This window comes from Bacillus sp. FSL R7-0166, assembly GCF_038008935.1.
In the GTDB taxonomy this organism is placed as follows: domain Bacteria; phylum Bacillota; class Bacilli; order Bacillales; family Bacillaceae; genus Bacillus; species Bacillus altitudinis.
This window is the reverse complement of record NZ_JBBPAC010000001.1, coordinates 3,422,077-3,444,969: the sequence shown is the minus strand read 5'-3', so window position 1 is coordinate 3,444,969 and position 22,893 is coordinate 3,422,077. Positions and strand designations below refer to the sequence as shown.

General features: G+C 43.4%; 26 protein-coding genes. 19 read left to right on the top strand and 7 right to left on the bottom strand.

Annotated features, from left to right (window positions below):
* Positions 1-143: 143 nt before the first annotated feature.
* Both NST01_RS17925 and NST01_RS17920 read left to right on the top strand, forming a co-directional pair.
* Positions 144-398, top strand: coding sequence for a hypothetical protein (locus NST01_RS17925; protein WP_008359596.1), 255 nt, complete (start codon positions 144-146; stop codon positions 396-398).
* A gap of 154 nt (positions 399-552) precedes the next feature.
* Positions 553-1,629, top strand: coding sequence for a chitobiase/beta-hexosaminidase C-terminal domain-containing protein (locus tag NST01_RS17920; protein ID WP_035389870.1), 1,077 nt, complete (start codon positions 553-555; stop codon positions 1,627-1,629).
* Positions 1,630-1,675: 46 nt separating this feature from the next.
* Here the strand turns inward: NST01_RS17920 and NST01_RS17915 are convergent, their stop codons facing one another.
* Positions 1,676-2,485 carry a bifunctional hydroxymethylpyrimidine kinase/phosphomethylpyrimidine kinase gene (locus NST01_RS17915; RefSeq protein WP_017368275.1) on the bottom strand — a complete coding sequence of 270 codons (810 nt, stop codon included), beginning with the start codon at positions 2,483-2,485 and terminating at the stop codon, positions 1,676-1,678.
* Between the two features lie 126 nt (positions 2,486-2,611).
* Complete coding sequence (locus NST01_RS17910; RefSeq protein WP_017368274.1) at positions 2,612-2,917, bottom strand: general stress protein; 306 nt, start codon at positions 2,915-2,917, stop codon at positions 2,612-2,614.
* Positions 2,918-3,044: 127 nt separating this feature from the next.
* Between NST01_RS17910 and NST01_RS17905 the strand changes: the two genes are divergently transcribed.
* Positions 3,045-3,872 (top strand): glycosyltransferase family 2 protein, encoded by an 828-nt coding sequence (locus tag NST01_RS17905; RefSeq protein ID WP_341042312.1) that lies wholly within the window; start codon positions 3,045-3,047, stop codon positions 3,870-3,872.
* Positions 3,869-4,555: a uracil-DNA glycosylase gene (locus tag NST01_RS17900; RefSeq protein ID WP_008343640.1), complete on the top strand. Its 687-nt coding sequence runs from the start codon at positions 3,869-3,871 to the stop codon at positions 4,553-4,555. The genes NST01_RS17905 and NST01_RS17900 overlap by 4 nt, the downstream gene beginning before the upstream one ends.
* Before the next feature lie 26 nt (positions 4,556-4,581).
* Here the strand turns inward: NST01_RS17900 and NST01_RS17895 are convergent, their stop codons facing one another.
* Positions 4,582-5,940, bottom strand: a complete 1,359-nt coding sequence (locus tag NST01_RS17895; protein ID WP_061420597.1) for an aldehyde dehydrogenase — start codon at positions 5,938-5,940, stop codon at positions 4,582-4,584.
* A gap of 172 nt (positions 5,941-6,112) precedes the next feature.
* On the opposite strand from NST01_RS17895, the gene NST01_RS17890 reads away from it, so the two are divergent.
* From NST01_RS17890 to NST01_RS17880, 3 genes are all read left to right on the top strand, one after another.
* A complete protein-coding gene (locus NST01_RS17890) occupies positions 6,113-6,445 on the top strand; it encodes a YwdI family protein (protein ID WP_008343634.1) in 333 nt (110 codons plus the stop codon).
* Positions 6,446-6,478: 33 nt separating this feature from the next.
* Positions 6,479-7,789, top strand: a complete 1,311-nt coding sequence (locus NST01_RS17885; RefSeq protein ID WP_007497786.1) for a purine/pyrimidine permease — start codon at positions 6,479-6,481, stop codon at positions 7,787-7,789.
* Between the two features lie 67 nt (positions 7,790-7,856).
* The gene (locus tag NST01_RS17880; RefSeq protein WP_003215282.1) at positions 7,857-8,228 is read left to right on the top strand and encodes a DUF423 domain-containing protein; all 372 of its coding nucleotides are present in this window, start codon (positions 7,857-7,859) and stop codon (positions 8,226-8,228) included.
* A 42-nt stretch (positions 8,229-8,270) separates the two neighbouring features.
* Here NST01_RS17880 and NST01_RS17875 read toward each other — a convergent pair whose 3' ends face one another.
* The 3 genes from NST01_RS17875 to NST01_RS17865 form a co-directional block, all read right to left on the bottom strand.
* On the bottom strand, positions 8,271-8,888 hold the full coding sequence (locus tag NST01_RS17875; RefSeq protein WP_017360121.1) for a cupin domain-containing protein: 618 nt from the start codon (positions 8,886-8,888) through the stop codon (positions 8,271-8,273).
* Positions 8,889-9,019: 131 nt separating this feature from the next.
* Positions 9,020-9,562, bottom strand: coding sequence for a spore coat protein GerQ (gene gerQ / locus NST01_RS17870; RefSeq protein WP_007497781.1), 543 nt, complete (start codon positions 9,560-9,562; stop codon positions 9,020-9,022).
* Positions 9,563-9,785: 223 nt separating this feature from the next.
* Entirely contained in the window at positions 9,786-10,460 is a 675-nt protein-coding gene (locus NST01_RS17865) for a YIP1 family protein (protein WP_007497779.1), read from the bottom strand.
* A 175-nt stretch (positions 10,461-10,635) separates the two neighbouring features.
* Between NST01_RS17865 and NST01_RS17860 the strand changes: the two genes are divergently transcribed.
* The 12 genes from NST01_RS17860 (at position 10,636) to NST01_RS17805 (ending at position 21,673) form a co-directional block, all read left to right on the top strand.
* Positions 10,636-11,406, top strand: coding sequence for a glycosyltransferase family 2 protein (locus tag NST01_RS17860; RefSeq protein ID WP_025208175.1), 771 nt, complete (start codon positions 10,636-10,638; stop codon positions 11,404-11,406).
* 6 nt (positions 11,407-11,412) lie between these two features.
* The gene (locus NST01_RS17855; RefSeq protein WP_341042305.1) at positions 11,413-12,825 is read left to right on the top strand and encodes a capsular polysaccharide export protein, LipB/KpsS family; all 1,413 of its coding nucleotides are present in this window, start codon (positions 11,413-11,415) and stop codon (positions 12,823-12,825) included.
* 21 nt (positions 12,826-12,846) lie between these two features.
* Entirely contained in the window at positions 12,847-14,025 is a 1,179-nt protein-coding gene (locus tag NST01_RS17850; RefSeq protein ID WP_017368269.1) for a DegT/DnrJ/EryC1/StrS family aminotransferase, read from the top strand.
* Positions 14,022-14,897 carry a GNAT family N-acetyltransferase gene (locus tag NST01_RS17845; protein ID WP_046344724.1) on the top strand — a complete coding sequence of 292 codons (876 nt, stop codon included), beginning with the start codon at positions 14,022-14,024 and terminating at the stop codon, positions 14,895-14,897. Before NST01_RS17850 ends, NST01_RS17845 begins: the two co-directional genes overlap by 4 nt.
* A gap of 1 nt (position 14,898) precedes the next feature.
* Positions 14,899-16,023, top strand: a complete 1,125-nt coding sequence (locus tag NST01_RS17840; RefSeq protein WP_025208172.1) for an N-acetylneuraminate synthase family protein — start codon at positions 14,899-14,901, stop codon at positions 16,021-16,023.
* On the top strand, positions 16,013-16,753 hold the full coding sequence (locus NST01_RS17835; protein ID WP_017360114.1) for a cytidylyltransferase domain-containing protein: 741 nt from the start codon (positions 16,013-16,015) through the stop codon (positions 16,751-16,753). Before NST01_RS17840 ends, NST01_RS17835 begins: the two co-directional genes overlap by 11 nt.
* Positions 16,750-17,778 carry a glycosyltransferase gene (locus NST01_RS17830; protein WP_035389861.1) on the top strand — a complete coding sequence of 343 codons (1,029 nt, stop codon included), beginning with the start codon at positions 16,750-16,752 and terminating at the stop codon, positions 17,776-17,778. Before NST01_RS17835 ends, NST01_RS17830 begins: the two co-directional genes overlap by 4 nt.
* Positions 17,779-17,780: 2 nt before the next feature.
* Complete coding sequence (locus NST01_RS17825) at positions 17,781-18,521, top strand: sugar phosphate nucleotidyltransferase (protein ID WP_079919333.1); 741 nt, start codon at positions 17,781-17,783, stop codon at positions 18,519-18,521.
* Positions 18,518-19,483: a dTDP-glucose 4,6-dehydratase gene (gene rfbB / locus NST01_RS17820; RefSeq protein ID WP_108611081.1), complete on the top strand. Its 966-nt coding sequence runs from the start codon at positions 18,518-18,520 to the stop codon at positions 19,481-19,483. Before NST01_RS17825 ends, rfbB begins: the two co-directional genes overlap by 4 nt.
* A gap of 3 nt (positions 19,484-19,486) precedes the next feature.
* Positions 19,487-20,341, top strand: coding sequence for a dTDP-4-dehydrorhamnose reductase (gene rfbD / locus NST01_RS17815; protein WP_144625550.1), 855 nt, complete (start codon positions 19,487-19,489; stop codon positions 20,339-20,341).
* Positions 20,334-20,789 carry a dTDP-4-dehydrorhamnose 3,5-epimerase family protein gene (locus NST01_RS17810; RefSeq protein WP_035702434.1) on the top strand — a complete coding sequence of 152 codons (456 nt, stop codon included), beginning with the start codon at positions 20,334-20,336 and terminating at the stop codon, positions 20,787-20,789. The genes rfbD and NST01_RS17810 overlap by 8 nt, the downstream gene beginning before the upstream one ends.
* A gap of 92 nt (positions 20,790-20,881) precedes the next feature.
* Positions 20,882-21,673 carry an SDR family oxidoreductase gene (locus NST01_RS17805; protein WP_272870249.1) on the top strand — a complete coding sequence of 264 codons (792 nt, stop codon included), beginning with the start codon at positions 20,882-20,884 and terminating at the stop codon, positions 21,671-21,673.
* Positions 21,674-21,688: 15 nt separating this feature from the next.
* On the opposite strand, the gene NST01_RS17800 is transcribed toward NST01_RS17805, so the two are convergent.
* Complete coding sequence (locus NST01_RS17800) at positions 21,689-22,882, bottom strand: aminotransferase class I/II-fold pyridoxal phosphate-dependent enzyme (protein WP_341042294.1); 1,194 nt, start codon at positions 22,880-22,882, stop codon at positions 21,689-21,691.
* Positions 22,883-22,893 lie beyond the last annotated feature (11 nt).

Here is a 22,893-nt window from a genome sequence, read left to right as displayed (position 1 = left end):
CATGTATATACAAGGTTGGCCTGAAGCGGTTTGATGACGTTTTACATATATGATAACAGGTTCAATTATGGTATCATTTTAAAATATATACAGCTGAGGCTGACGTTTATCCAAATGCGGTAGGACAAAAAGGGGTTGTTTACTTGAATTCAAAACAGCAGCCGACGACTAGAAAACGCTTGGAGACAATGGCAGATCATGTTGAAGATAAACGTGAAGAATATAAAGAATTGCTAATTCAAGTCCAATCTATTCTCGGTGAACCTTCTCTAGAGCAGGAAGAATTAAAAGAGAAGCTGTCAGATACGTATAAACAAATGAAAGAATATGCCTTATTTGTTGAATCCATTGAAGCCTTTATTCGAAAAATGGCGAAAGAATCTGATCAGCAAAAGTAGGTAAAAAAGTATGGTGAAAGAGTGTACCTGGGTGCGGGTATGCTTTTTTTATTTTAGTCAGATTATTCAGAAATTTAAATGAAAGCGTTGACATTCCTTTTGTCATGATACAAAATAAATAAAAATTCATCTGAGCATATACAGGAGGAACGATATGAACCATGCAACCAAGAAATGTCTGATCACCTTTATCATTGTGCTATTTTCTATGAGTTTTCTTCATCCTTCCGTTTCATCTGCCCGAACGCAACACACATCATTTTTTACACCTACTGCCTCCGTACCATCTGGTCAATATTATCGCTCACAAGAGGTGGCACTCCAATCTCAGGTGCCAAAAGCTTCTCTTTATTACACAACAGATGGCAGCCAGCCGACAACTCAAAGTCAGCGATATACAAAGCCTATTCAAATTGATACCGATACGACTTTAAAAGTAAGCGTTTACAAAAATAGGCATCGCCTTGCTACGTCTACGTACAATTATCGTTTTGTCACACGAGAAGACATTGCCTCATCTTTTTTATCTTTTGAATATCAAGGAATGCCTTATCGATTATACATTCCGAAAAATCATAAGAGGGGTAAAGCTTATCCTCTCGTCTTGTTCTTACATGGAGGAGGGGAGCGGGGGACTGATAATCAAAAGCAGTTACTTGCAAATGATGGTGCAGTTTTATGGGCTTCTCCTGAAGTTCAAAAGAAACATCCTGCATACGTACTAGCACCTCAGGCTCGAAATGCTGTGGATGGGGGTTTTGCATTAACAAGAAACGCGCAAAATGAGATCGACCTGACAAATGTGTTTCAATTTTCACCAGATTTACACAAAGCGCATGAAGTGCTTCAGCATGTTTTAACTTCTTATAAGATTGATCAGAAAAGGATTTATGCGACTGGTTTATCTCAAGGCGGATTTGGCTCGTATCAGTTGAACATCACATATCCTCGTTTGTTTGCAGCGATGATTCCTATTGCGGGGGGTGCAGATCCAAGTAAGGCAGGAATTTTAGCGAACAAGCCAATATGGGCATTTCATGCAGAGGATGATTCCATTATTCCTATCAGTTATGCGAGAAATACAATTCAAGCGATTCAAAAAGCTGGTGGAAGACCGATTTATACCGAGTATGCAAGCAAGTATGGGTATGATCATGCATCATGGACACCTGCTTATGAGACGCCAGGCTTAACAGATTGGTTATTTGCACAGAGACTCAGCTTACGATAAACAAAAAAAACCGATTCATCCAAGCGGCGGATCGGTTTTTATTGTTTTATTTGTCCAAACGATGTGCGGAATGTTTCGTTGGTCCGATGTATTCGTTTAGTTGGAAAGAGCCTTTAATGGCAGCTGTGATGAATTCTTTTGCTGCATAAATGGCTTCTTTCACGTCTGAGCCGTTGGCTAGTTCAGCTGTGACTGCGGCTGAGAATGTGCAGCCTGCGCCGTGTGTGTACTCTGTGTCGATCTTGTCTGTTTCAAGGCGTTCGAAGGTTTGTCCATCATAAAGCAAGTCAATTGCTTTATCTGGGCTTAGCTTACCGCCGCCAGTGATGACCACATATTTTGCACCAAGTTTATGGATGCGTTTTGCGGCTTCTTCCATTTGTTCCATCGTTTTGATCTCGCCAATGCCGCTTAATTGACCTGCTTCGAAAAGGTTAGGTGTGATAACTGTTGCCAGTGGTGTGAGCTTTTCGCGCAATGCTTCAGCGTGCTCTGGATAAAGGACTTCGTTCGCACCTTTACATACCATAACAGGATCAATGACGACATTTTTCAGCTCATATGTTTTGATCGTTTCAGCTGCGAGTTCAATGACGTCAACTGTTGGCAGCATACCTGTTTTTAACGCATCTACACCGATGCCTTCCACGATCGTTGAGAGCTGTGCGCGGATGGTTGATGTATCGATTGGAAACACTTGATGATCCCAGTTGTTATGAGGATCCATTGCAACGACAACGGTTAAAGCTGTCATCCCGTAGACGTTTTTTTCTTGAAACGTTTTTAAATCTGCTTGGATACCTGCACCGCCGCTTGAATCCGAACCTGCGATGGTGAGTGCTTTATTCATAGACATAGTTGCTGAACCTCCAATGTGATGTGTAACAGTTACTGTTCTACCCCTTATTATAATCAGCTTTTCCATTTATCACAATGAAACGGCATAAAAAAGCGTTCCACTCTTCATGGAACGCCTCATTCTTTATCTTTTACAAATCACCAATTTCCCTTTTTTCAGCTCCTCTAAAAGCGTTAAGGCTAATTCTTGATCGGCACCGGTCGACATGATTTTGGCCATCAGTTCATCATCCCTGGTGCGAATGACATTGGCGATCTGATCTAAAATCCCTTGATCGACAGCTGTCATGCTCTTTGCTTCCGTGTACTCAGTAACGGTATCAGAGCGTTCGGGGTCATACGCAAACACAAACACATCGTCCTTTGCTGATTGTATCTGTTCGATCGTCTGTTTGGCTTCTTTACTATTCTCAACTGTGAAAAATTCCATCATCATCACTCCTTTTCATCAAAAATTCCCATTTTCTCGATCAATCAAACCGTCTTTTATATCATGAGAAGAAAGCCGATTTATGTTTTAATGAAAAAGACGAATCTATTAAAGGAGTTAGGCCGATATGAAGATTTCTTTATTAATTGTGACACATAACCGGCTGAGCGCATTGTGTGAACTGCTTGAATCCATCTCGAGACAAAGCGTACAGCCTTTTGAAATTGTGGTCGTAAATGATGCAGGAGAGCGAGTGGACGTGATTCAGGAACTCTATCCAGAGCTGCCAATCCGCTTGATTCATTTAGAGGAGAATGTCCAGCATGTGAACGCAAGAAATGTTGGGGTGCGGGAGCTGACAGGTGACGTCATTATGCTGAGTGATGACGATGATTATTTTACACCTTGTCATATTGAACGTATGAGCAAGGCGTTGGAAGACGCTGATTTTGTCTTTTCGGATGCGGAAATTGTTTCGTTTGAAGAACGAGGTGCGACTCGTTTTCCAGTATCAAGACGTTTGTTTGCTTATACAGCGGACATTGAGGACATGCGTGTTTTTTCTACATATGTTCCTTCTGGCAGTATGTACAAACGACGCATACATGATGAGATCGGCTATTTTGATCCAGCGATGCATCACTACTGGGACTGGGACTTTTTCCTGCGTGTTACGCAGCATGCACGAACCAAACGAGTGCCAGCTGCCAGTGTGATCTATGCGTTCTTTGATGGTGGGGGCAATCAGTCGAGTGATCTTGGTGAAACAAGGAAGAACTATTTAGATGATCTGAGTGAAAAGCATGGGCTCGGTGATTTGCCGACAGCGAACTTTGCTGTCCTATTAGAAGAACCAGCGATGAAAAAACGAGAATCAGAGAGTGAGATTGTATGGGATGGAAAACCGATGATCTCAAGATTGGCACAGCAGACAGAAGGAGGACAACCGAAATGAAGCCATTTTTAAATGATAGCTGGTGGGCTGTGATGAAAAGTGAATTTGAACAGCCATATTATCAGGAATTACGTGAGTGGGTAAAGGAAGAATATCATACGCAGATCGTGTTTCCAAAGCCAGATGACATTTATCGTGCCCTCCATTTGACGTCGTATGAAGATGTGAAGGTCGTGATTTTGGGACAAGACCCTTATCATGGCCCAGGACAGGCACACGGATTAAGCTTTTCTGTTCAGCCTGGTGTCAAACATCCGCCATCTTTGAGAAATATTTTTCAGGAGCTAAAGGATGACCTCGGCTGTCCGGTCCCTAACCATGGCTCGCTTGTCAGCTGGGCAGAGCAGGGTGTCTTGCTGTTAAACACCGTGCTCACTGTAAGAAAAGGAGAAGCGAACTCGCATAAAGGCAAAGGCTGGGAACGTGTGACAGACCGCGTCATCGACGTCCTGAATGACCGAGATCAGCCAGTCGTTTTTGTGCTTTGGGGCAGACATGCGCAAAATAAAAAAGAACGCATTGATCAAAGCAAGCATTACATCATTGAGTCACCTCATCCAAGTCCTTTTTCCGCAAGAAACGGCTTTTTTGGCAGTCGTCCGTTCTCAAAAGTAAACGCCTATTTAAAGCAAATGGGGATCGATGAAATCAATTGGTGTATCAAGGACATCGAATCAAAATAGGACGAGGGAAAATCCCTTCGTCCTGTTTATTTTAAAAATTTACGGACAATGTCGAGTCCGTTTTTCGCATTTGGATAGCGGAAAGAAAAATCAAAGCGATTGGTCTGGCGCAGGACGCTTTTTTCATGCGTAAAGGTGAAAAAGCTTTCTTTTCCATGATATCGTCCGATACCACTTTCACCAACGCCGCCAAATGGTAAGTATGGAGTGGCGACATGCATCAGCGTATCATTGATGCAGCCTCCGCCAAATGAGAGGTTGTCTAGAATATAGTTTTCTGTTTCTTTATTTGTTGTAAATAAGTAAAGAGCGAGCGGCTTCGGTCTTGCCTTAATCATGTCAGCTGCCTCTTGAAGAGAGTCAAATGAGATGACAGGCAAAATAGGTCCGAAAATTTCCTCCTGCATCACAGGGTCTTCCCATGTAATGTGATCTAGAATGGTCGGTGCGATTTTGAGCTCTTGTTCATTGCGCTGTCCACCTGTCACAATCGTGCCATTAGAGAGAAATTGTGAAAGTCGATCAAAATGACGCTGGCTGACATTTTTTCCGAAATGCGGATTTGTTTCAGGCTGGTCCCCGTAAAAGTCACGGATACAGGTCGTCATTTCACGTAATAGGTCCTCTTTGATCGATTCATGAACAAGTAAATAGTCTGGTGCAATGCATGTTTGACCAGCATTCGTGAATTTACCAAAGGTGATTCGTTTTGCAGCGAGTTTGATGTCTGCATCAGGCATGACAATGCATGGACTTTTTCCGCCGAGCTCAAGTGTGACAGGTGTGAGATGTTTTGCGGCCGCTTCCATGACGACTTTGCCGACGGCTACACTCCCAGTAAAGAAAATATAATCAAAAGGCAGTTTCAGAAGCTCTGTGCTGACATCCACACCGCCTTCAACGACCGCTGCAAGATCTTCTTGAAACACGCTTTCCACAATCGTGCCAATCACGTTTGAGACGTGCGGCGTTAATTCTGACGGTTTTAAAGTAACGGCATTTCCCGCAGAAATGGCTCCAACTAATGGCGAAAGGGCCAATTGGAAAGGATAGTTCCAAGGGGCAATAATTAGAACGCTTCCGTACGGTTCCTTAATGATCATACTTTTTGATCCGATATGGGTCAGAGGTGTTTTCGCGCGAGATGGTTTGGCCCATTTGTGAAGATGTTTGACGGTATGATTGATCTCTTCATATACCATGCCAATTTCTGTTGTATAGGCTTCCTGTTCGGATTTATGTAAATCATGGGCTAAGGCTTGTAATATGTCCTTTTCATGATGTTTAATGGCTTTTTTTAAATCGTTAAGAAGACGGATTCGATCTTGAACCGCTGGTGTTTGCACGTTTTTTTGTTTGTGAATGAGTTCAGTGAGTTTGCTCATCTTTCAGTCCTTTCAAAGACGATATTGTTTCTTTTTTATTATGTGTGAATCATGGGGAAGGGTCAAATAAGAGGAACAGAAGCACACAGCTTTGAAAAAATGAGCCCATTCGGTTTGTTCATTTGGTAAAATAATGTTGGAAAACGAATTTTTTAGATTGGAGGGTCTACCCTTGAATATTCATATATCAAGTCTGCTTCAAAAAATGGAGGAAGCCATTCAAAAAGCAAAACAAAGTGGAAATGATGAAGAGGTGAAACGTCAAGCGGCGGTCATTTCTTCACTATGTGATGTCATTCTCGACACATCATCACAGGTGCAAATGCCGCAGTCTTCGGTTATTTCACCACCTCCATCTATACAGACACCATCTGCACCGGCTGTGTCTACGGATCAAGCCATGCTAGAGAAATTGATGGGCACTAGCGGTGCAAAGAAATTTCAGCATAAAGAAGAGGGTCAACAAGAGAAAGATGGCAACGGTGACTCTATTTTTGATTTTTAATGGTCTTGTCACGACAAAGGGAAGGTGATCGGGTTGAAACTATTTTTGGGCGCCATTCAGTGGATGGCATTTTTTATCGCAGCTTCTATTGCTGTGCCGATTGCGATTGCACAAGCATTTGAATTAAATCAAGTGCAGTCGGCGGAACTGATTCAGAGTACATTCTTTTCACTTGGACTTGTGGCGATGGTGCAGTGTTTATGCGGTCATATGCTGCCGATCAATGAAAGTCCAGCAGGGCTGTGGTGGGGGGTATATACCCTTTATGCAGGCATGACAGGGACGATTTTTGCTACATATCCTGAAACCTTGCAAGCGTTACAAGGGGCGTTAATTTTTAGTGCTGCGTTCTTTTTTATTTTTAGTCTTTTTAAAATCATTAATTGGCTTGCGTCTTTATTTACGCCGGTTGTCACAGGTATTTATTTGCTGCTGCTTGTTGTGCAGTTAAGTCAGCCAATCATGAAAGGGCTGATGGGGATCGGTTATCGGGGAAATCAGGTAGATGGACTTGTCTTTTGTCTATCGATCTTGATTATTGTCATCACCTTCATGATCAGCCGCTCAAAATGGCATTATTTAAGACAGTTTTCTGTGTTATTTGCACTTGCAGGCGGCTGGCTGTTATTTGCTTTACTCGGACTAGCGAAGCCTGTTCGCATTCCTGAGCAGATCATTGAGTTTCCAAAACTGTTTCCGTTTGGCATGCCGGTCTTTGACAGTGGACTGCTTGTCACGTCCTTTTTTATTACGATCTTACTCATTGTGAATATGTTGGCAAGTATTCGAATTGTGGAAAGTTCCGTCAAGGCATTTGGTGAACTGCGTGAGCGGAAACGAGCCAGACCGGCTGGTTTTGTCGCCGCATTTGGTCATTTGCTGAGCGGACTGATTGGTGCGATTGCGCCTGTTCCTATTTCAGGGGCAGCGGGTTTTATACAAACAACCAAAATTCCATCGAGAAAGCCATTTTTCCTTGGCAGTCTGCTCATTGTCCTCATTAGTTTATTTCCATTATTGATGAGCTTTTTCTCTGCATTGCCTTCACCTGTGGGGCTGGCTGTGAACTTTGTGGTGTTCTCTTCTATGATTGGGATTGCTATGTCTGAATTCGATCAGTATGAAAAAGAAGACATCCCGCGCATTCGATTTGTGCTTGGCATCGCTGTTTTAGCAGGCGTGGGCGCAATGTTTGTGCCGCAGGGGGCATTGAAAGGCATGCATCCTGTGCTGATTTCTTTATTGAGCAATGGTCTTGTGCTTGGCACGCTGATTGCAATTGTGGTCGATCAAGTGCTGCTGCGAAAGAAGAAGAAATCCGACAATCTCGTGTCAGCATCATAGGAAAGTTGAATGTTGGATAAGACCCGCGCTATGATAAACATAATTGACGAGATAAGGAGAATGACGAATGAAACTATTTTTCATATTAGGTGCCATTAACGCCATGCTTGCGGTTGGTCTTGGAGCCTTCGGTGCACATGGACTGGAAGGGAAAATTCCTGAAAAGTATATTGAGATATGGAATAAAGGGGTTCAATATCAGATGTTCCATGCCATTGGCCTGTTTATTGTCGCCTTTCTGGCAGATAAGCTGTCAGGTGTTTCCCTAGTGCCGACCGCTGGCTGGGTGATGCTGGCAGGCATTCTTTTCTTCTCAGGAAGCCTTTATGTGCTTGCCTTGACTCAGGTGAAGATTCTAGGTGCCATTACACCAATTGGCGGAGTGGCATTTATCGCTTCTTGGATCATGCTAGTGATTGCAGCAGCAAAAAATTTATAAGCTAGGAAAACCGATGCTCTCATAGGGGCATCGGTTTTTTTCTTAACTCCAATAAGGAGAATAGTTCGGAGGTGCTTGATAATAAGGTACATAGTGGGAAGGGGGGACAGGGTGAGTTTGTGCCTCTTCCTCCCGGTGGCAGAAAGGTCCGATAAACACACCAGGCTTCACAGGCTGCGTCGCCTGTTTCCACTGCGTTTCGTTCATGCAATAAGTATGTGCCATGATGTGAGAAGGCGTGAGGGTTAGAAGGTCTGAACCTAAGATGACTTCTGGCGTCGATGCGTTAAAAATGGCTAACAAATGGGTTTTGTCCTGTAAGGCGACTTCGTAATGCCACCAGCCTTGTGGCACATTGGCTACCTGCCCGGGGGTAATGGTGTAGGTGGACAGCTTTTTTGTAAAAGGGTTCAGCATGGATACAGTAGCAGAGCCGGCGATACAATAAACAAGCTCGGCAGCATTTTGATGATAATGAGGCTCTACTACTTTGCTTTTACTCAAATATATATCCAGCAGAGATACTTGATCGAGCGAATTTAATTGTTTTTTTCCTAAAACATTAATCAGGTTGTGTTGGTCATATTTCACAAGGGGGCTTTGGTTCAAATCAAATGAATATTTGACATTCGGCGATGTATAATCCAGCTCAACAGTCATTGATGTCACCTCTAGGCGTTTAATAAAAACTACTAGGCATCTTATGAGCCTTCCCCCGAAGGTGTGTCAAAAACCTAGACAAAAGAAAAAAGCAAGGGCGTCTGCACCTTGCTGTTGATATGAACTTGAGGTTATCTCGGAGAATACGTAGACATCGAGTATGGATAGTCATATTGAATTTCCCCATCAAACGTAATGTAATCAAGATAGATCGTTAACAATAAGTATCGTGTCCCTGTTTTGTTATCACTGATGATAATGTGATCACGTCCTGCGGCCTCAATGACCCCTCTAAAAATCTTAGAGTTCCATTCTTTACTTGCCTCAAACGTCATATAGATCGTGGCTACTTTGCCGCGGTTTAATCGTAAAATATTTTCAATATAGGACTGCTCAAGCGGCAGCTGACCGGTGACGTTCTGCTGATAAATCGGTCCAGAAGGAATTTGATAGGGCTGCCCGCCACTTTGCCCACCTTGGCCTCCTTGTGAAGTACCAGTAGACGGCATTGGCGAATACCCCTGCTGCATTTGACCTTGCATTTGACCCTGCGTTTGGGGAGGGACTGAATAACCCATCTGCTGCGCAGGATACGGATTTGCTCCATATTGTTGCTGGCGAAAATCTTGACCTTCGAAACCCGAACCTTGCCCAAATTGATTTTTCAATTTCATAACGTTCCTCCTCTTTCCTCATGGTGTTCTAAACAGAAGGCAGAAAAGCGCCTGTTGTTTCCATAGCATTCTTTTTCTCTTTCACACTATGAGACAGGAAGAGAGAATATGTACATTGAACGAAAAAAAGGAACTGCTTTGTGCAGTTCCTCAGTATTCAGACAAACCCCGTATTCGTACTGCCTAGACTGCAAAGGTTTCCAACAATCTAAGGAATGCCTCTTTACATCAACCAATTCATAGCTCGCTGGACGTCATAGAGAAGGGTCATAATGAGAAAAAATAAGGCGATCGGTGCGATGGCAATGATAAAGGCCTGCCATATTCTCAGCTTCATCACAGCAACAAGTCCTAAAACAGCCATCCCAAATATCCATGCCTTGGTATACGCATCAACCAGTGGTAAAACGCTGAGATAATACCATACTTCATAGTGCTGGTCTAAATAGGGTGAGATTTTCACAAATGTATACGGACCAAGCAACCCCACAGTAAAAATCCAAGTAAGAGCAAATAAGGTGGAAGGGAAAATGACCGTCAGTGTGCAAGCTTTGAGCACATCTCGATACGGCGCTTTACTGCCAAAAAACAGTCGTCCTAACCACTGTAAAATGAAAGAACCGAAAAATAGAAGAAAATTGCCTACTAAAATACCAAAACCTGCTCCGTGTAACAGAATAAAAGGATATGGAATATGATTGCCCATATACTCACTAAAATACCCTTCGTACATCCAGCTTGTACCAGCGATACTTGCAAGGAGTATCATCAGCCACATGGGAATAGAGGTATGTTCATATGAGCGAATAATCGTTTTTGTCGCGACAAAAATTTTAAAGAATCGAAAAAAACCTTTTGCTTCCTCTTCTTGGGAGAGATCACTCTTCATATATTCCAATGTTCTTTACTCCTTTAATACACATAAATGATTACTTATATTACCAAAATTTTTACGTTTTTCAAAGATAGATCATGAAAAAAATCCAATTTTATAAAAAATAGGTCACTCTACAGTCTCTTTAAGAGGAGACACATATGATAACCATAGTTTAAAAGAGACCGAGGTGAAAACATTGACGAAAGTAACGGTCATTATGACGAGCTACAACAAAGCGGCCTACGTTGGCAGATCAATTGAAGCGGTGTTGCAGCAGACCTTGTCAGACCTTGAACTTTTTATCATGGATGATGGATCAAACGAACAAACCCTTGCTGCTATTGAGCCTTTCCGTAAAGATCCACGCGTCCATTTTATCCAAAGCGGGGTGAAAACGCTGGAGGAAAGAACGGCGAAAACCCGCTATGCCGTCCTCATTAATCAAGCATTAGAACAGGCAAAGGGCGAGTATATTTCCTATGCCACAGATGACAATGTCTACGCACCAGACCGTTTAGAGAAGCTCACGAATTATTTAGATGCTCGTCCGAATGAAGAAATTGTCTATTCTAGTTCAAAAGTTATCTATTTAAATAGCGAAAGAGAGCCAGTAAAGGAAACGATTCGACCTGCGCAAACGGTGCAGTGGAATGCACCTTGTGCTATTGATCACTGTTCAGTTGTACATCGTGCATCCATTTTAACAAAGATTCGAGCTGAGTTTGGATCCTACTGGGACGAGAGTCCGCATTTTTATCGAATAGGGGATGCCCGGTTCTTTTTTAGATTAAATCACTTTTATCCGTTCTACCCTTTTGATGAGGTATTGGATACAAACTACATCACAGAACAGTCTATTCATTATCAGTTGGCAGAAGAAGAGAAAAGCGATTTTATTCAAGCACTTCCTCCGCAGTCTACCTGCAGGGAGCTCCGTCATATATTAAAACAAAGACATGGGAGGTGACCTTAAGTGTCGCATTATATTCATCATTATTGGCAGGTGTACTTTGAGTATGTGAATCTGATGAAAGACTTAACCTATCGCCACATCCCCCTTGGATTAATCAGTAATTTTTATCAATACATCAGCCCTGAAGTGAGGGAACGTATGGAAGATGAGGCGTTTGGTGAAGAGCTGACAACGACTTGTCCAAAGCCGCAAGACATTCAGCCCTTTTTTGATCAGCATAAACAGCAGATCAAGCGTATCCCTTATCGTCCGAGTCATGGAAAGGTGGTGCTTCACTTTGAACACCTGCGTTTTACTGAACAAAATTACACGCGGTTCCATCCGAACCAAACAGTGGTGCTCGCGCGCTGGAAGAAGGCTGATTATTTCGGATTACCGGTGATCAGCAAGCCGGAATTAGCCGGAGAGGTTAATAAAGAAGCCCATGTTGAATATATTGAAAAAGCAAATGCTCTATTGAAACCTTACGCCCACCATCCTGTCTTTGGCAATGTCTTTTTTAGAGAAAAGCTTCGGAAGGACATTGTGCAATTTATTGATGTGATTGACCAAATAGAAACGCTATTTGAGATGCAGCCGATCACAGCTGTCGTGGTTGGTACGACGGAGGATGCATATAGCCGTGTGCTCGCCTTGCAAACCGTGAAGCGTCATCTCACAAGTATTTGTCTTCAGCACGGTGCGCTCATGGGAGACGAAGCCTTTTTGCCGATTTTCACCACCTGCCACGGGGTGTTTGGAAAATATGAAAAGGACTGGTATGTAGACAAAGGCTGTCAGCTTGAGCAGGTGGAGATCACAGGTCACCCGAGATTTGATTTGGTGCAGGAGCGAACACCGCTTCAACAGGAAATGGTCTTTCGTAAATTGAACTTCAACCCTGCCAAAAAGACTGTACTTGTGGCAACACAGCCGTTTTCAGAAGCCTTTTACGGTGATGTTCTTAAAACAATTGCAAAACGGAAAGACATTCAGCTGATTATGAAGCCGCACCCGTGGGAAATCGCTCGAAATCGTTTAAATGACTATACAGCGATTGAGCGCGCGGGGAACCATGTGAGATTAATTAAAAAAGAGATCGACTTGTATGACCTCCTGCCGTATATGGATATGGTCATTACGCTCACATCAACAGTTGGTCTGGAAGCAATGCTCTTTAATAAGAGTGTACTGATTGGAAAAATGACAGAAGGCAGAAGATACCCTTATTACGAGTCGCTTGGAAGCTACCACATGGAAAACCCTATTGAGTTGGCCGAGAAAGCGATCCGTATTTTATCGGATGAACAAGAAATGAAGCTGGCGAAACAGCAAGGGGCTCGTTTCATTCAAGAACATTATCCGCATGCACAATCGACCGATGTTCTGCTTTCTCTGCTCAAAACAAAAACAGGCATGGATTTTCAGAGATGAAGATAGGGGTGTGCAAGCGATATGGGACAAAAGAGAGCACAATTTCTTCCTTATGCACTGCCTTTTATTGAACAGGAAGAAATTGATGAAGTCATTGGAACATTAAAGTCCGGCTGGTTGTCCACCGGACCAAAAGTGAGACAGTTTGAAGAAGAGTTTAGGCAGCTGACTGGAGCGAAGCACGCAATAGCAGTGAATTCATGTACAGCTGCTCTATTTTTAGCGTTAAAGGCGAGAGGCATTGGAGCTGGTGATGAGGTCATCACAACGCCTCTGACGTTCTGCGCAACAGCCAATACGATCATCCATACGGGGGCAGCCCCTATTTTCGTGGATATTGATCCGGCGACACTCAATCTAGATGCGAAAAAATTAGAAGCGGCCATTACACCACATACGAAAGCGGTTGTCCCTGTACATTTTGCTGGTCAATCGTGTGATATGGACCAAATTTTAGCGATTGCCAAGAAGTATGATTTGTTCGTGCTGGAGGATGCCGCTCATGCCCTTTATACGACCTATCACGATCAACCGATTGGATCAATTGGTGATGCGACCGCTTTTAGCTTTTATGCAACGAAAAACATAGCGACTGGTGAAGGCGGCATGCTGACGACAAATGATGATGCCCTTGCAGCTAGAATCAGAAGGCTGGCGCTCCATGGCATGAGTAAGGGAGCGTGGAATCGTTATGGAGAAAAGGGAACATGGTATTACGAGGTCGAGGAACCGGGCTATAAAATGAACATGTTTGACGTGCAAGCATCGTTAGGGCTCGTTCAGCTAAGCCGGTTGAAGGAGATGCAGACACGCAGAGAACAGATTGCGAAGACATACAATCAGGCATTTCAATATGAAGCTGGTCTCATCTTGCCGCCTGTACATGATGAGGGAAGACATGCGTGGCATTTATATGTGCTACAAGTTGATCCAAAAGAAGCACTGATCACACGCGATGACATGATTGATCAGCTGCAAAAGGAATATAAAATCGGCACGAGTGTTCATTTTATTCCCGTTCACTTGCATCCATATTATCAAGAGACCTTCAACCATTCACCAGAGGATTTCCCTGAGGCACTCACTTATTACAAACGAACGCTTTCGCTCCCGCTCTATCCAAGTATGACAGATGAAGATGTGCAGGATGTCATCACCGCAGTCGTGTCAATTTTAAAAGACAAGAAGGCCTCTTCATGAAAGTCGTTCATGCAATAGACGATCAGGTGCTGGCAACTTGGCTGAAAACATATGGTCATGAAGCGGAACGCATGGCAGGATTCAAGCAGTTTGCTCTTGTCAGCGGCGCTAAGCTCAAAGCAGTGCTGCTATACGAATGGTCCAAATGGGAGAGCGGCATTTTTGACAAGCATATTTTTCATGTGAAGTTTGTGGAAGCTGAATCAGCGCAGCTCTTTAAAGAATTGATGGAGAGATTCATCAATTGGATGAGAACAGAAAAATGTGATTTTTTCTTTTTACGTCTTGAGGCAGCTGATCTTGAAAAAAACCGCATTGTTCAAAAACTATCCCATGTGTATTATGTCGGTGGTCTCACTAGGCTTGAGGCACCGCCTGCTCTCATGGAGATGCCATCATCAGATCAAGATGTGGTGATGGGTGTGCCAGATGAAAAGGATTACGATGAGGCGGTCTTGCTAGGTGATCAGGCTTTTGTGAAAAGCCGTTATGCCCTTGATCCATATTTAGACCAGCGGGTTGTTCAGCATTTTTATCAGGAGTGGATGAGAAACAACTTACTCGGACGCGCAGATATCAACCTCGTTGCCAAGGTGAATGATGAAGTGGTTGGCTTGATTCAAGGTATGACAAAGGGGCATGAGATGGGGCTTGAGCTTTTTGCGATTAGACCGGATGTTCAAGGAAAAGGGATCGGAAAAAAGCTGTTTATTGAGATGATGAAAGTGTCTCATGACAGAGGGCATCACTTCATTTCTGCGGGGACACAGCTTCATAATACGACAGCCATCCAGCTGTACGAAAAGATGGGGTTTAGGACAACAAATGCCTTTTTGTATTACCATGTGTGGCCGAAAAAAGGAGAGAGGTAAGATGGCGCATTTCTATATCGGAGATCGCAAAGTGGGAGATGATGGGCCTGTCTTTATCATTGCAGAGGCAGGCATTAACCATGATGGCAAGCTGGATCAGGCACTTGCTTTAATTGATGTGGCAAAAGAAGCAGGGGCTGATGCGGTGAAGTTTCAAATGTTTCAAGCGGATCGGATGTATCAAAAGGAACCGGGGTTATACGAAACGGCCAAAGGAGAAGAAGTGTCTATTTTTTCTTTAGTGGAACAAATGGAGCTGCCGCCAGAATGGCTGCCTGTCTTATTGACACGTTGTAAGGAAAAAGGACTGATGTTTTTAAGCACCGTGTGTGACGAAGAATCGGCTGATTTATTGAATCAAACGAATCCGCCTGCTTTTAAACTGGCATCCTATGAAATCAACCATTTGCCTCTTTTGCGTCATACGGCTTCTTTTCAAAAGCCGATCATTTTTTCAACAGCTGGAGCCACCATTGCAGATGTTCATGAAGCATACGAAACGATTACGAGCCAGCAAAATAAGCAAGTCGCCATCATGCATTGTGTGGCAAAGTATCCAGCGCCTAGAGCATATACGAACCTGCGGGTGATTCAAACCTTAAGATCCGCTTTCCCTGAAGCAGTCATTGGCTTCTCAGATCATAGTGAACACCCGACGGAAGCGCCAGTAGCCGCTGTGAAGCTCGGGGCAGCAATGATTGAAAAACATTTTACAATAGATAAAACATTACCCGGAGCGGATCATTCCTTTGCTCTTGATCCTGAAGAATTAAAGGAAATGGTTCAGCACATTCGAGCGGCAGAAAAGCAGCGGAATCAAGCAGAAATAGACGTTCATTCATTACCAGAGGAGCTTCTTGGCAGTTCTTATAAAACGACAACAGCCATTGAAGGACAGATTCGAGAATTTGCGTATCGAGGAATTTTTACGACAAAAGGCATTGCAAAGGGTGAGACCCTCACGTCAGAAAATGTAGCCGTGCTGCGCCCCGGACAAAAAAATCAGGGATTGCATCCGCGATATATGCCAATTTTACTTGGCACAAAGGCTGTGAGAGACATCCCAGCTCATACAGGCGTTTCGTGGAAAGACGTACTCACGCAGGAGTCTCATGATGATGCATGATGTGCTTTTTGTCATTCAGGCTAGGATGGGGTCAACAAGACTGCCCAAAAAAGTGATGAAACCGATCGGCGGCATGGCGCTGATTGATTTGATTGTGGAGCGGGTGAAGCAATCAGATGATTACCATCACAACATGCAAAACCTTATGATTGCCACAACGGTCGAGCCAGAGGATGACTATTTGGCTCAATATTGTATGTCAAAGGGCTATAAGGTGTTTCGAGGCAGTGAGGCAGATGTGCTTGAGCGGTTTGCGCAGATTGTCCGCCAATTTGAACCTAAAACGGTCGTACGTTTAACGGGAGACAATCCATTTATAGATCCTTCGCTTTTGTCGAAAATGCTTGAAAAACATAGACAGGAAAAGGCTGATTACACATATACGAACGGAACACCACTCGGTATTTCCGGGGAAATGATTGAAGCATCTATTTTATGTGAAATCGACAAATTTCCCCTCACTTATTCAGAACGTGAGCATGTCACGCTGTATATCAGAAAGCATCCCGAGCAATTTTCCCTTCAATTATTCACACCGCCCAAAGAACTTGCATATCCTGCTTATCGATTCACGATTGATACAGAAGAAGATTATGTGTTTGCTACCCGTTTACTAGAGAAAGCTGGTGGTTCTATTGCTGTGCCGACAGCTGAGCTCATTTCCATCTGTGAACAACATCCAGACATTGTTCGTTTGAATCAATCTGTGAGACAGAAGGATGCTGAATGAACAAAAAAATCATGATTGTTGTTTATGGTGGTTTTTTAAGAGGAATGGGTCATGTCGTCAGAATGAAACGTTTGGCAAAAGAACTGCTTCAAGAAGGGAACGACCTATATTTCTATACAAATGATCAGATTTGTGTAGAAATGCTTTCGCACCCAGAGTGGTACGTTCACATGGTGCATGAGTCGAATGCGCTTCTCCAGGTCCAACAAGACATCAAAAAGCTAAAGCCTGACCTTTTAGTCATAGATGTGCTTGATTGTGATCTTCAGTTTCTTCAAACGATCAAAGACTCCTGTGGCAGTGCGAGGCTTGTCTTATTTGAGGAAAAAAGAGAGGAAGCCTGTCAGCTTGCAGACACGGTCATAAACGGCATTTATGGCGGTCTGGACGGGAAGCACGAGCAGCTTAATGGCACGGCTTATTATCATGGAACGCCCTATTTATTGTTAGATCACGAGTTTAAACGATTCAAAGACACATATGAGGTTCGGAAAGAATGTAAAAAGGTGGTCATCAGTCTTGGCGGTAGTGATCCGTGCGGCCTGTTATCAAAGGCTGTATCGGCGCTTCTTCAAACAAATCACCTAGACATTTTAGCGGTCGCAGGAAAAGCCTCTCACATCAAAGAGCAAGTAGAGGCGGAACATATCCAATTCATTCAACATACAGATCAACTACCGGTTCTTTTATCAGAAGCTGATGTGGCTATCGTAGCAGGCGGTATGACGTTATATGAGGTAATTTGTATCGGGGTGCCCAGCATTGTCCTATCGCAAGTAGACCACCAAGCAGTGACAGCGAGCATGTTTGCGCAAAAGGGCGCTTGTTTTCACCTTGGATTAGGTGACCTTGTGGAAGAAAAAGACCTGTTGCAAGCTGTTCAAAAACTGTCTGACAGCTATTTTCTCCGCAGAAGCATTCATCTTAATGGACGTTCACTCATTGATGGAAAAGGAATCGAACGAGTGAAAAACATTCTTATACACCTCATGAATTCACACCAAAAAGAACATAAGGATGTGTAGATGTGAAGGGAGTTATTTTAGCAGGAGGAAAGGGATCACGGCTGGCACCATTAACGAAGATTTTCAACAAACACTTGCTGCCGGTTGGTCCATACCCGATGATTTATTGGTCATTATTCAAACTGAAAGAAGCAGGAATTGTAGATGTGATGCTGATTTCACAGGAAGAACAAATTCCGTTGTTTCAAAAGTTACTGGAAGATGATCGTGAACTTGGGATGAACATTGTGTATCAAGTACAGCCAGAAGCGTCTGGTATTTCCGATGGTTTATCCTATGCAAAGCCCTTTGCTCAAGGGGAAAAATTTGTGCTGATGCTTGGTGATAATGTATTTGAAGATTCATTACGCCCTTTTGTCGACGCCTTTAGGCAACAAGAAAGCGGAGCCAAGGTTTTATTGAAAGAGGTGGCAGATCCAAAACGGTTTGGCATTGCAGAAATTGATCCTGCTCATCATCGAATTTTATCAATAGAAGAAAAGCCAGAGCATCCGAGGTCATCTTACTGCGTCACGGGCATCTATTTTTATGATCAAGACGTCTTTCAATATATCGAGGAAATCTCGCCGTCAGATCGAGGTGAACTAGAGATTACTGATGTGAACAATCTCTACATCTCAAATAGCCAGCTGACCTATGATATGTTAAAAGGGTGGTGGATTGATGCAGGAACACATGAATCTCTCCACGAAGCATCAACAAAAATGTTTGAAACGATGAAGGAAAAAGAGGGATACGAATGACGAAGTCTTATTTAATTACAGGTGGAGCAGGGTTTATTGGACTGAATTTTGTGAAGCTGCTGCTTCAAGAATCCGATGTCCGGCTGACCGTGTTTGATAAATTAACATATGCCAGTCATCCAGAGGAGATGGAATATTTATCAAAGCTGCCTCATGTCCGTTTTGTCCAAGGAGATATCACGCTGCAAGACGAACTAGATCAAGTATTTGATGAAGCCTATGATGCCATCATTCATTTCGCAGCAGAATCACATGTCGATCGCAGTATTGAGTCAGCAGAACCCTTTATCCAAACAAATGTCCTTGGTACCTATCGTATGCTTGAAGCTGTCTTAAAGGGAAAGGCGAATAAACTCATTCATATTTCCACAGATGAAGTATATGGAGATTTGGAGCCGGATGATCCTGCTTTCACAGAACAAACACCACTCTCACCGAATAATCCTTATTCAGCAAGCAAGGCAAGTTCAGACCTGCTTGTGAAATCTTATATCCACACCCACCAATTACCCGCCATGATCACAAGATGCAGCAACAACTACGGACCTTATCAGCATGAAGAAAAATTAATCCCAACCATTATTAGAAAAGCGGTCAATGGTGAAAAGATTCCGATTTACGGAGACGGCCAGCAGATTCGCGATTGGCTCTATGTAGAGGATCATGCGAGAGCCGTAAAACAAGTAGTAGAAAACGGAACAGCCGGTCAGGTGTACAATATTGGCGGCGGCAACGAGAAAACAAATCTTGATTTAACCAAAACCATTCTCACACATCTAGGCATCTCTCATGATCAAATCGCGTTTATTCAAGACCGGAAAGGGCATGACAGGCGGTATGCCATTGATGCCAGTAAGCTAAAAGAAGAGCTCGGCTGGATGCAGGCAACTTCATTCGAAAAAGGTATCGAAAAAACGATCGATTGGTACCGTGCCAAATATGATCAAAGTGAAGAAGGGTGACCGATGAAAGTTTTAATCACCGGTGCAGGCGGCCAATTAGGGAAAGAATTGACGAAACAGCTGAAAGAAAAAGACATCACCGTCATTGCTTTAACAAGGAGTATGCTGAATATCGCAGATCAACAGGCAGTCAGACATGCAATGAGACATTTCCGTCCGGATATTGTTGTCAGTGCGGCTGCTTATACGTCTGTCGATCAATGCGAAACAGAAACGGAAAAAGCCTATCTTGTGAATGGGATTGGCGCCTACTATACAGCGCTTGAAGCTAAAAACGTAGGGGCAGATGTGTTACATGTCAGCACAGATTATGTATTTGATGGGCAAGCGGATACCCCTTATCAAATCGACGCACAAGCAGATCCACAAACCATTTATGGAAAGAGTAAAAAACTTGGAGAAGAATTGATTCATCTTGTATCAGATGAAGTGAAGATCATTCGGACATCGTGGCTTTATGGACATGAGGGACATAATTTTGTGAATACCATTCTTCGACTGGCTGAAACGAAGGATCATTTGCGCATCGTCAATGATCAGTTAGGGTCTCCTACTTATACAAAGGATGCCGCAGAAGCTTTGATTCACTTGTTTGACCAGAAAGCAGGTATTTATCATGTCAGTAACCGAGCAAGCTGTTCATGGTTTGACTTTGCGACAGAAATTGTGGCAGCAAGCGGTCTGTCTACGACAATTGAACCCATTTCCACTGAAGAGTATGGTTTCCAAACACCTCGGCCCGCCTACTCTGTTTTAGACCTGCAATCGATTGAAGCGACAGGCTGGAAGCCAAGACATTGGAAGGGTGCACTTCACGAATACTTGCAGAAAGAAGGGAGATTCGAGCAGCATGATTGATGGTGTACAAACGAAAAAACTCATGAAACATTGTGATGATCGCGGCTTTTTCGCAGAGCTTATTCGAGATGACGAACCGATGCTGAAGCGCTTTGGGCAGGCGTCGTGGTCGAAAAGTTTCCCAGGAGTCATCAAAGCCTTTCATTATCATGAAAAACAAGACGATGTTTGGTTTTTCCCAGCAGGTCATGCACAGGTCGTTTTATACGATTTGAGAGAAGATTCTCCGACAAAGGATCAAACCGATGTGTATTATATGGGAGAAGATAATCCGATGCTGCTCCTCATCCCAAAGGGAGTTGCCCATGGCTACCGCGTATTAGGGGAGACGCCGCTGCAGATTGTGTATTTTACAACAGAATCGTACGACCCAAAAAACCCAGATGAGAAGAGAATTGCGTGGAATGATGAGGCGATCGGATTTAATTGGGAAACGACATTTAAATAGAGAAGAGAGGCCTTTCGCAGGAGAAAGGTCTTTTTTTGTTGAAATACATTCTGTATGTGTCATTTTATGTATATTGATGAAAAGGGATGTGGATGAGTTTGTCTAAAAGAATTGCATTTGTAACAGGGGCAAGTACAGGCATTGGAAAGGCAATCGCAATAAAACTTGCCGCTCAGAGCGATATGAAGGTGATCATCAACTCTAGAAATATGGCCTCACTTGAACAGACGAAACAGCACATTCAAGATATGACAGAAACAAAGGAACCGCTGTCTCTATTCTGTGGAGATATGTCGGTTGAAGCGGTGAGGTCGGAAGCCTTTGAGAAAATAGAAAAGGAGTTTGGCAGACTCGATGTGCTGATCAATAACATTCCAGGAGGAAAGCCAGATACATTTGATTCATGTGAAACTGACCAGATGCTGGATGCTTTCTCCCAAAAAGCCATCGCCTACGTCGATACAATGAAGCGTGCAGCCGCATTGATGAAAAGACATGAATATGGACGGATCATTCAAATTGTCGGGAACCTGTGGAAGGAACCTGGTGAACAAATGTTTACGAATAGTATGATGAATGCAGCGATTATTAATGCCAGTAAAAATGCAGCCACACAGCTTGCGTCGTCTAGTATTACGGTAAATTGTTTAAATCCAGGTTTTATTGCAACCGATCGGTATGAACAATTTATCGGCAATATGATGACGAAGCAGGCATTGTCACGAGAGCAGGCTGTACAAGCTGTCGCATCAGGTATCCCAATGCAAAGAGTGGGTTCAGCGAGTGAGATGGCGTCATTGGCAGCTTTTATGGCATCAGAGGAAGCTTCTTATATCACAGGTCAACAAATCTCCGTAGACGGTGGAACGATGAAAAGTATATAAACTGAAAAAAACCCGCTATAGGCGGGTTTTTTGATGAAATCGAATGGGGAGGATGGACAGGCGATCGATAAAGAGAGCAAGCTCCTCAATCGGGGCAACCATGGAAATGCGTACATGACGGCTTCCATTGGCTCCAAATACTCCTCCAGGCGTGACGACAACATCGGCATGTTCGAGTAAATAGTCAGCAAAGGCATGAGAATGTTCAAAGTCATCAGGAATCGGAGCCCATAAATAAAAGGCGCCGGGTGGACGTTCGATTGTCCAACCAAGCTTTCTCGCCGCTTGCCGGATGAAGAAATTGATTCGTTGAAGGTATATCGCCTTTAATGATTGAATATGACGGTCATCACTTTGCAAGGCAGCAGTCGCTGCATGTTGAAATCCGCCATACATACTGACAAACACGTGGTCTTGGAAGGTGTTGATGGCTTGGATGATCTCCTCATTTCCAACAGCAAAAGCGACTCTCCATCCTGCCATATTAAAAGTCTTTGATAGAGAATATAATTCCACTCCTACACTTTTCCCGAGAGGAGTATTCATGAAGCTCACGGGTGTTTGTTCATAATGAAATGAACCATAGGCGAAATCATGAATAACATACAGCTCGTGAGCGTCCGCAAAGGTAGCAGCCTCTTCAAAGAATGCCTCATTTGCAACAGCGCCCGTGGGGTTATTCGGATAATTCAAGAACAGTACTTTTGCTTTTTTGACTATGTCAGGATCAATTGAGGAGAGATCTGGTAAATAGCCATTTTTCTCTTCAAGTTTGATACTGTATGGCTTGGCGTCCGCCATCAAAATGCCTGAATGATATTCAGGGTATCCTGGATCGGGAACGAGTGCGATATCTCCTGGATCAAGCAGACACTGACTCATGACATACAGCCCCGTTTTTCCGCCAGTGAAAAGAGCAATTTCCTTCTGCGGATCAATCTCAGCACCGAATTCCGATCTATAAAAATCTGCAATGGCTTGTTTGAAAAAGTCAAAGCCTCTAAAAGGGGCATATTGTTGAAATGGCAAAACATCCGCTGACTCCTGTAGGGCACTCACGATATGGGGAGGAGTTGGTAGATCAGGGTTCCCCTGACCTAGATTCATGATGTTTGCTCCGTTTTTTGTCTTTTGAGCTATTTTTTCAAAAACGGTGCCGAATTTCTGTTCAGGCAGCCGTTCAATCATTTTAGATGCTAACATTTTCACCACAGCAGCCT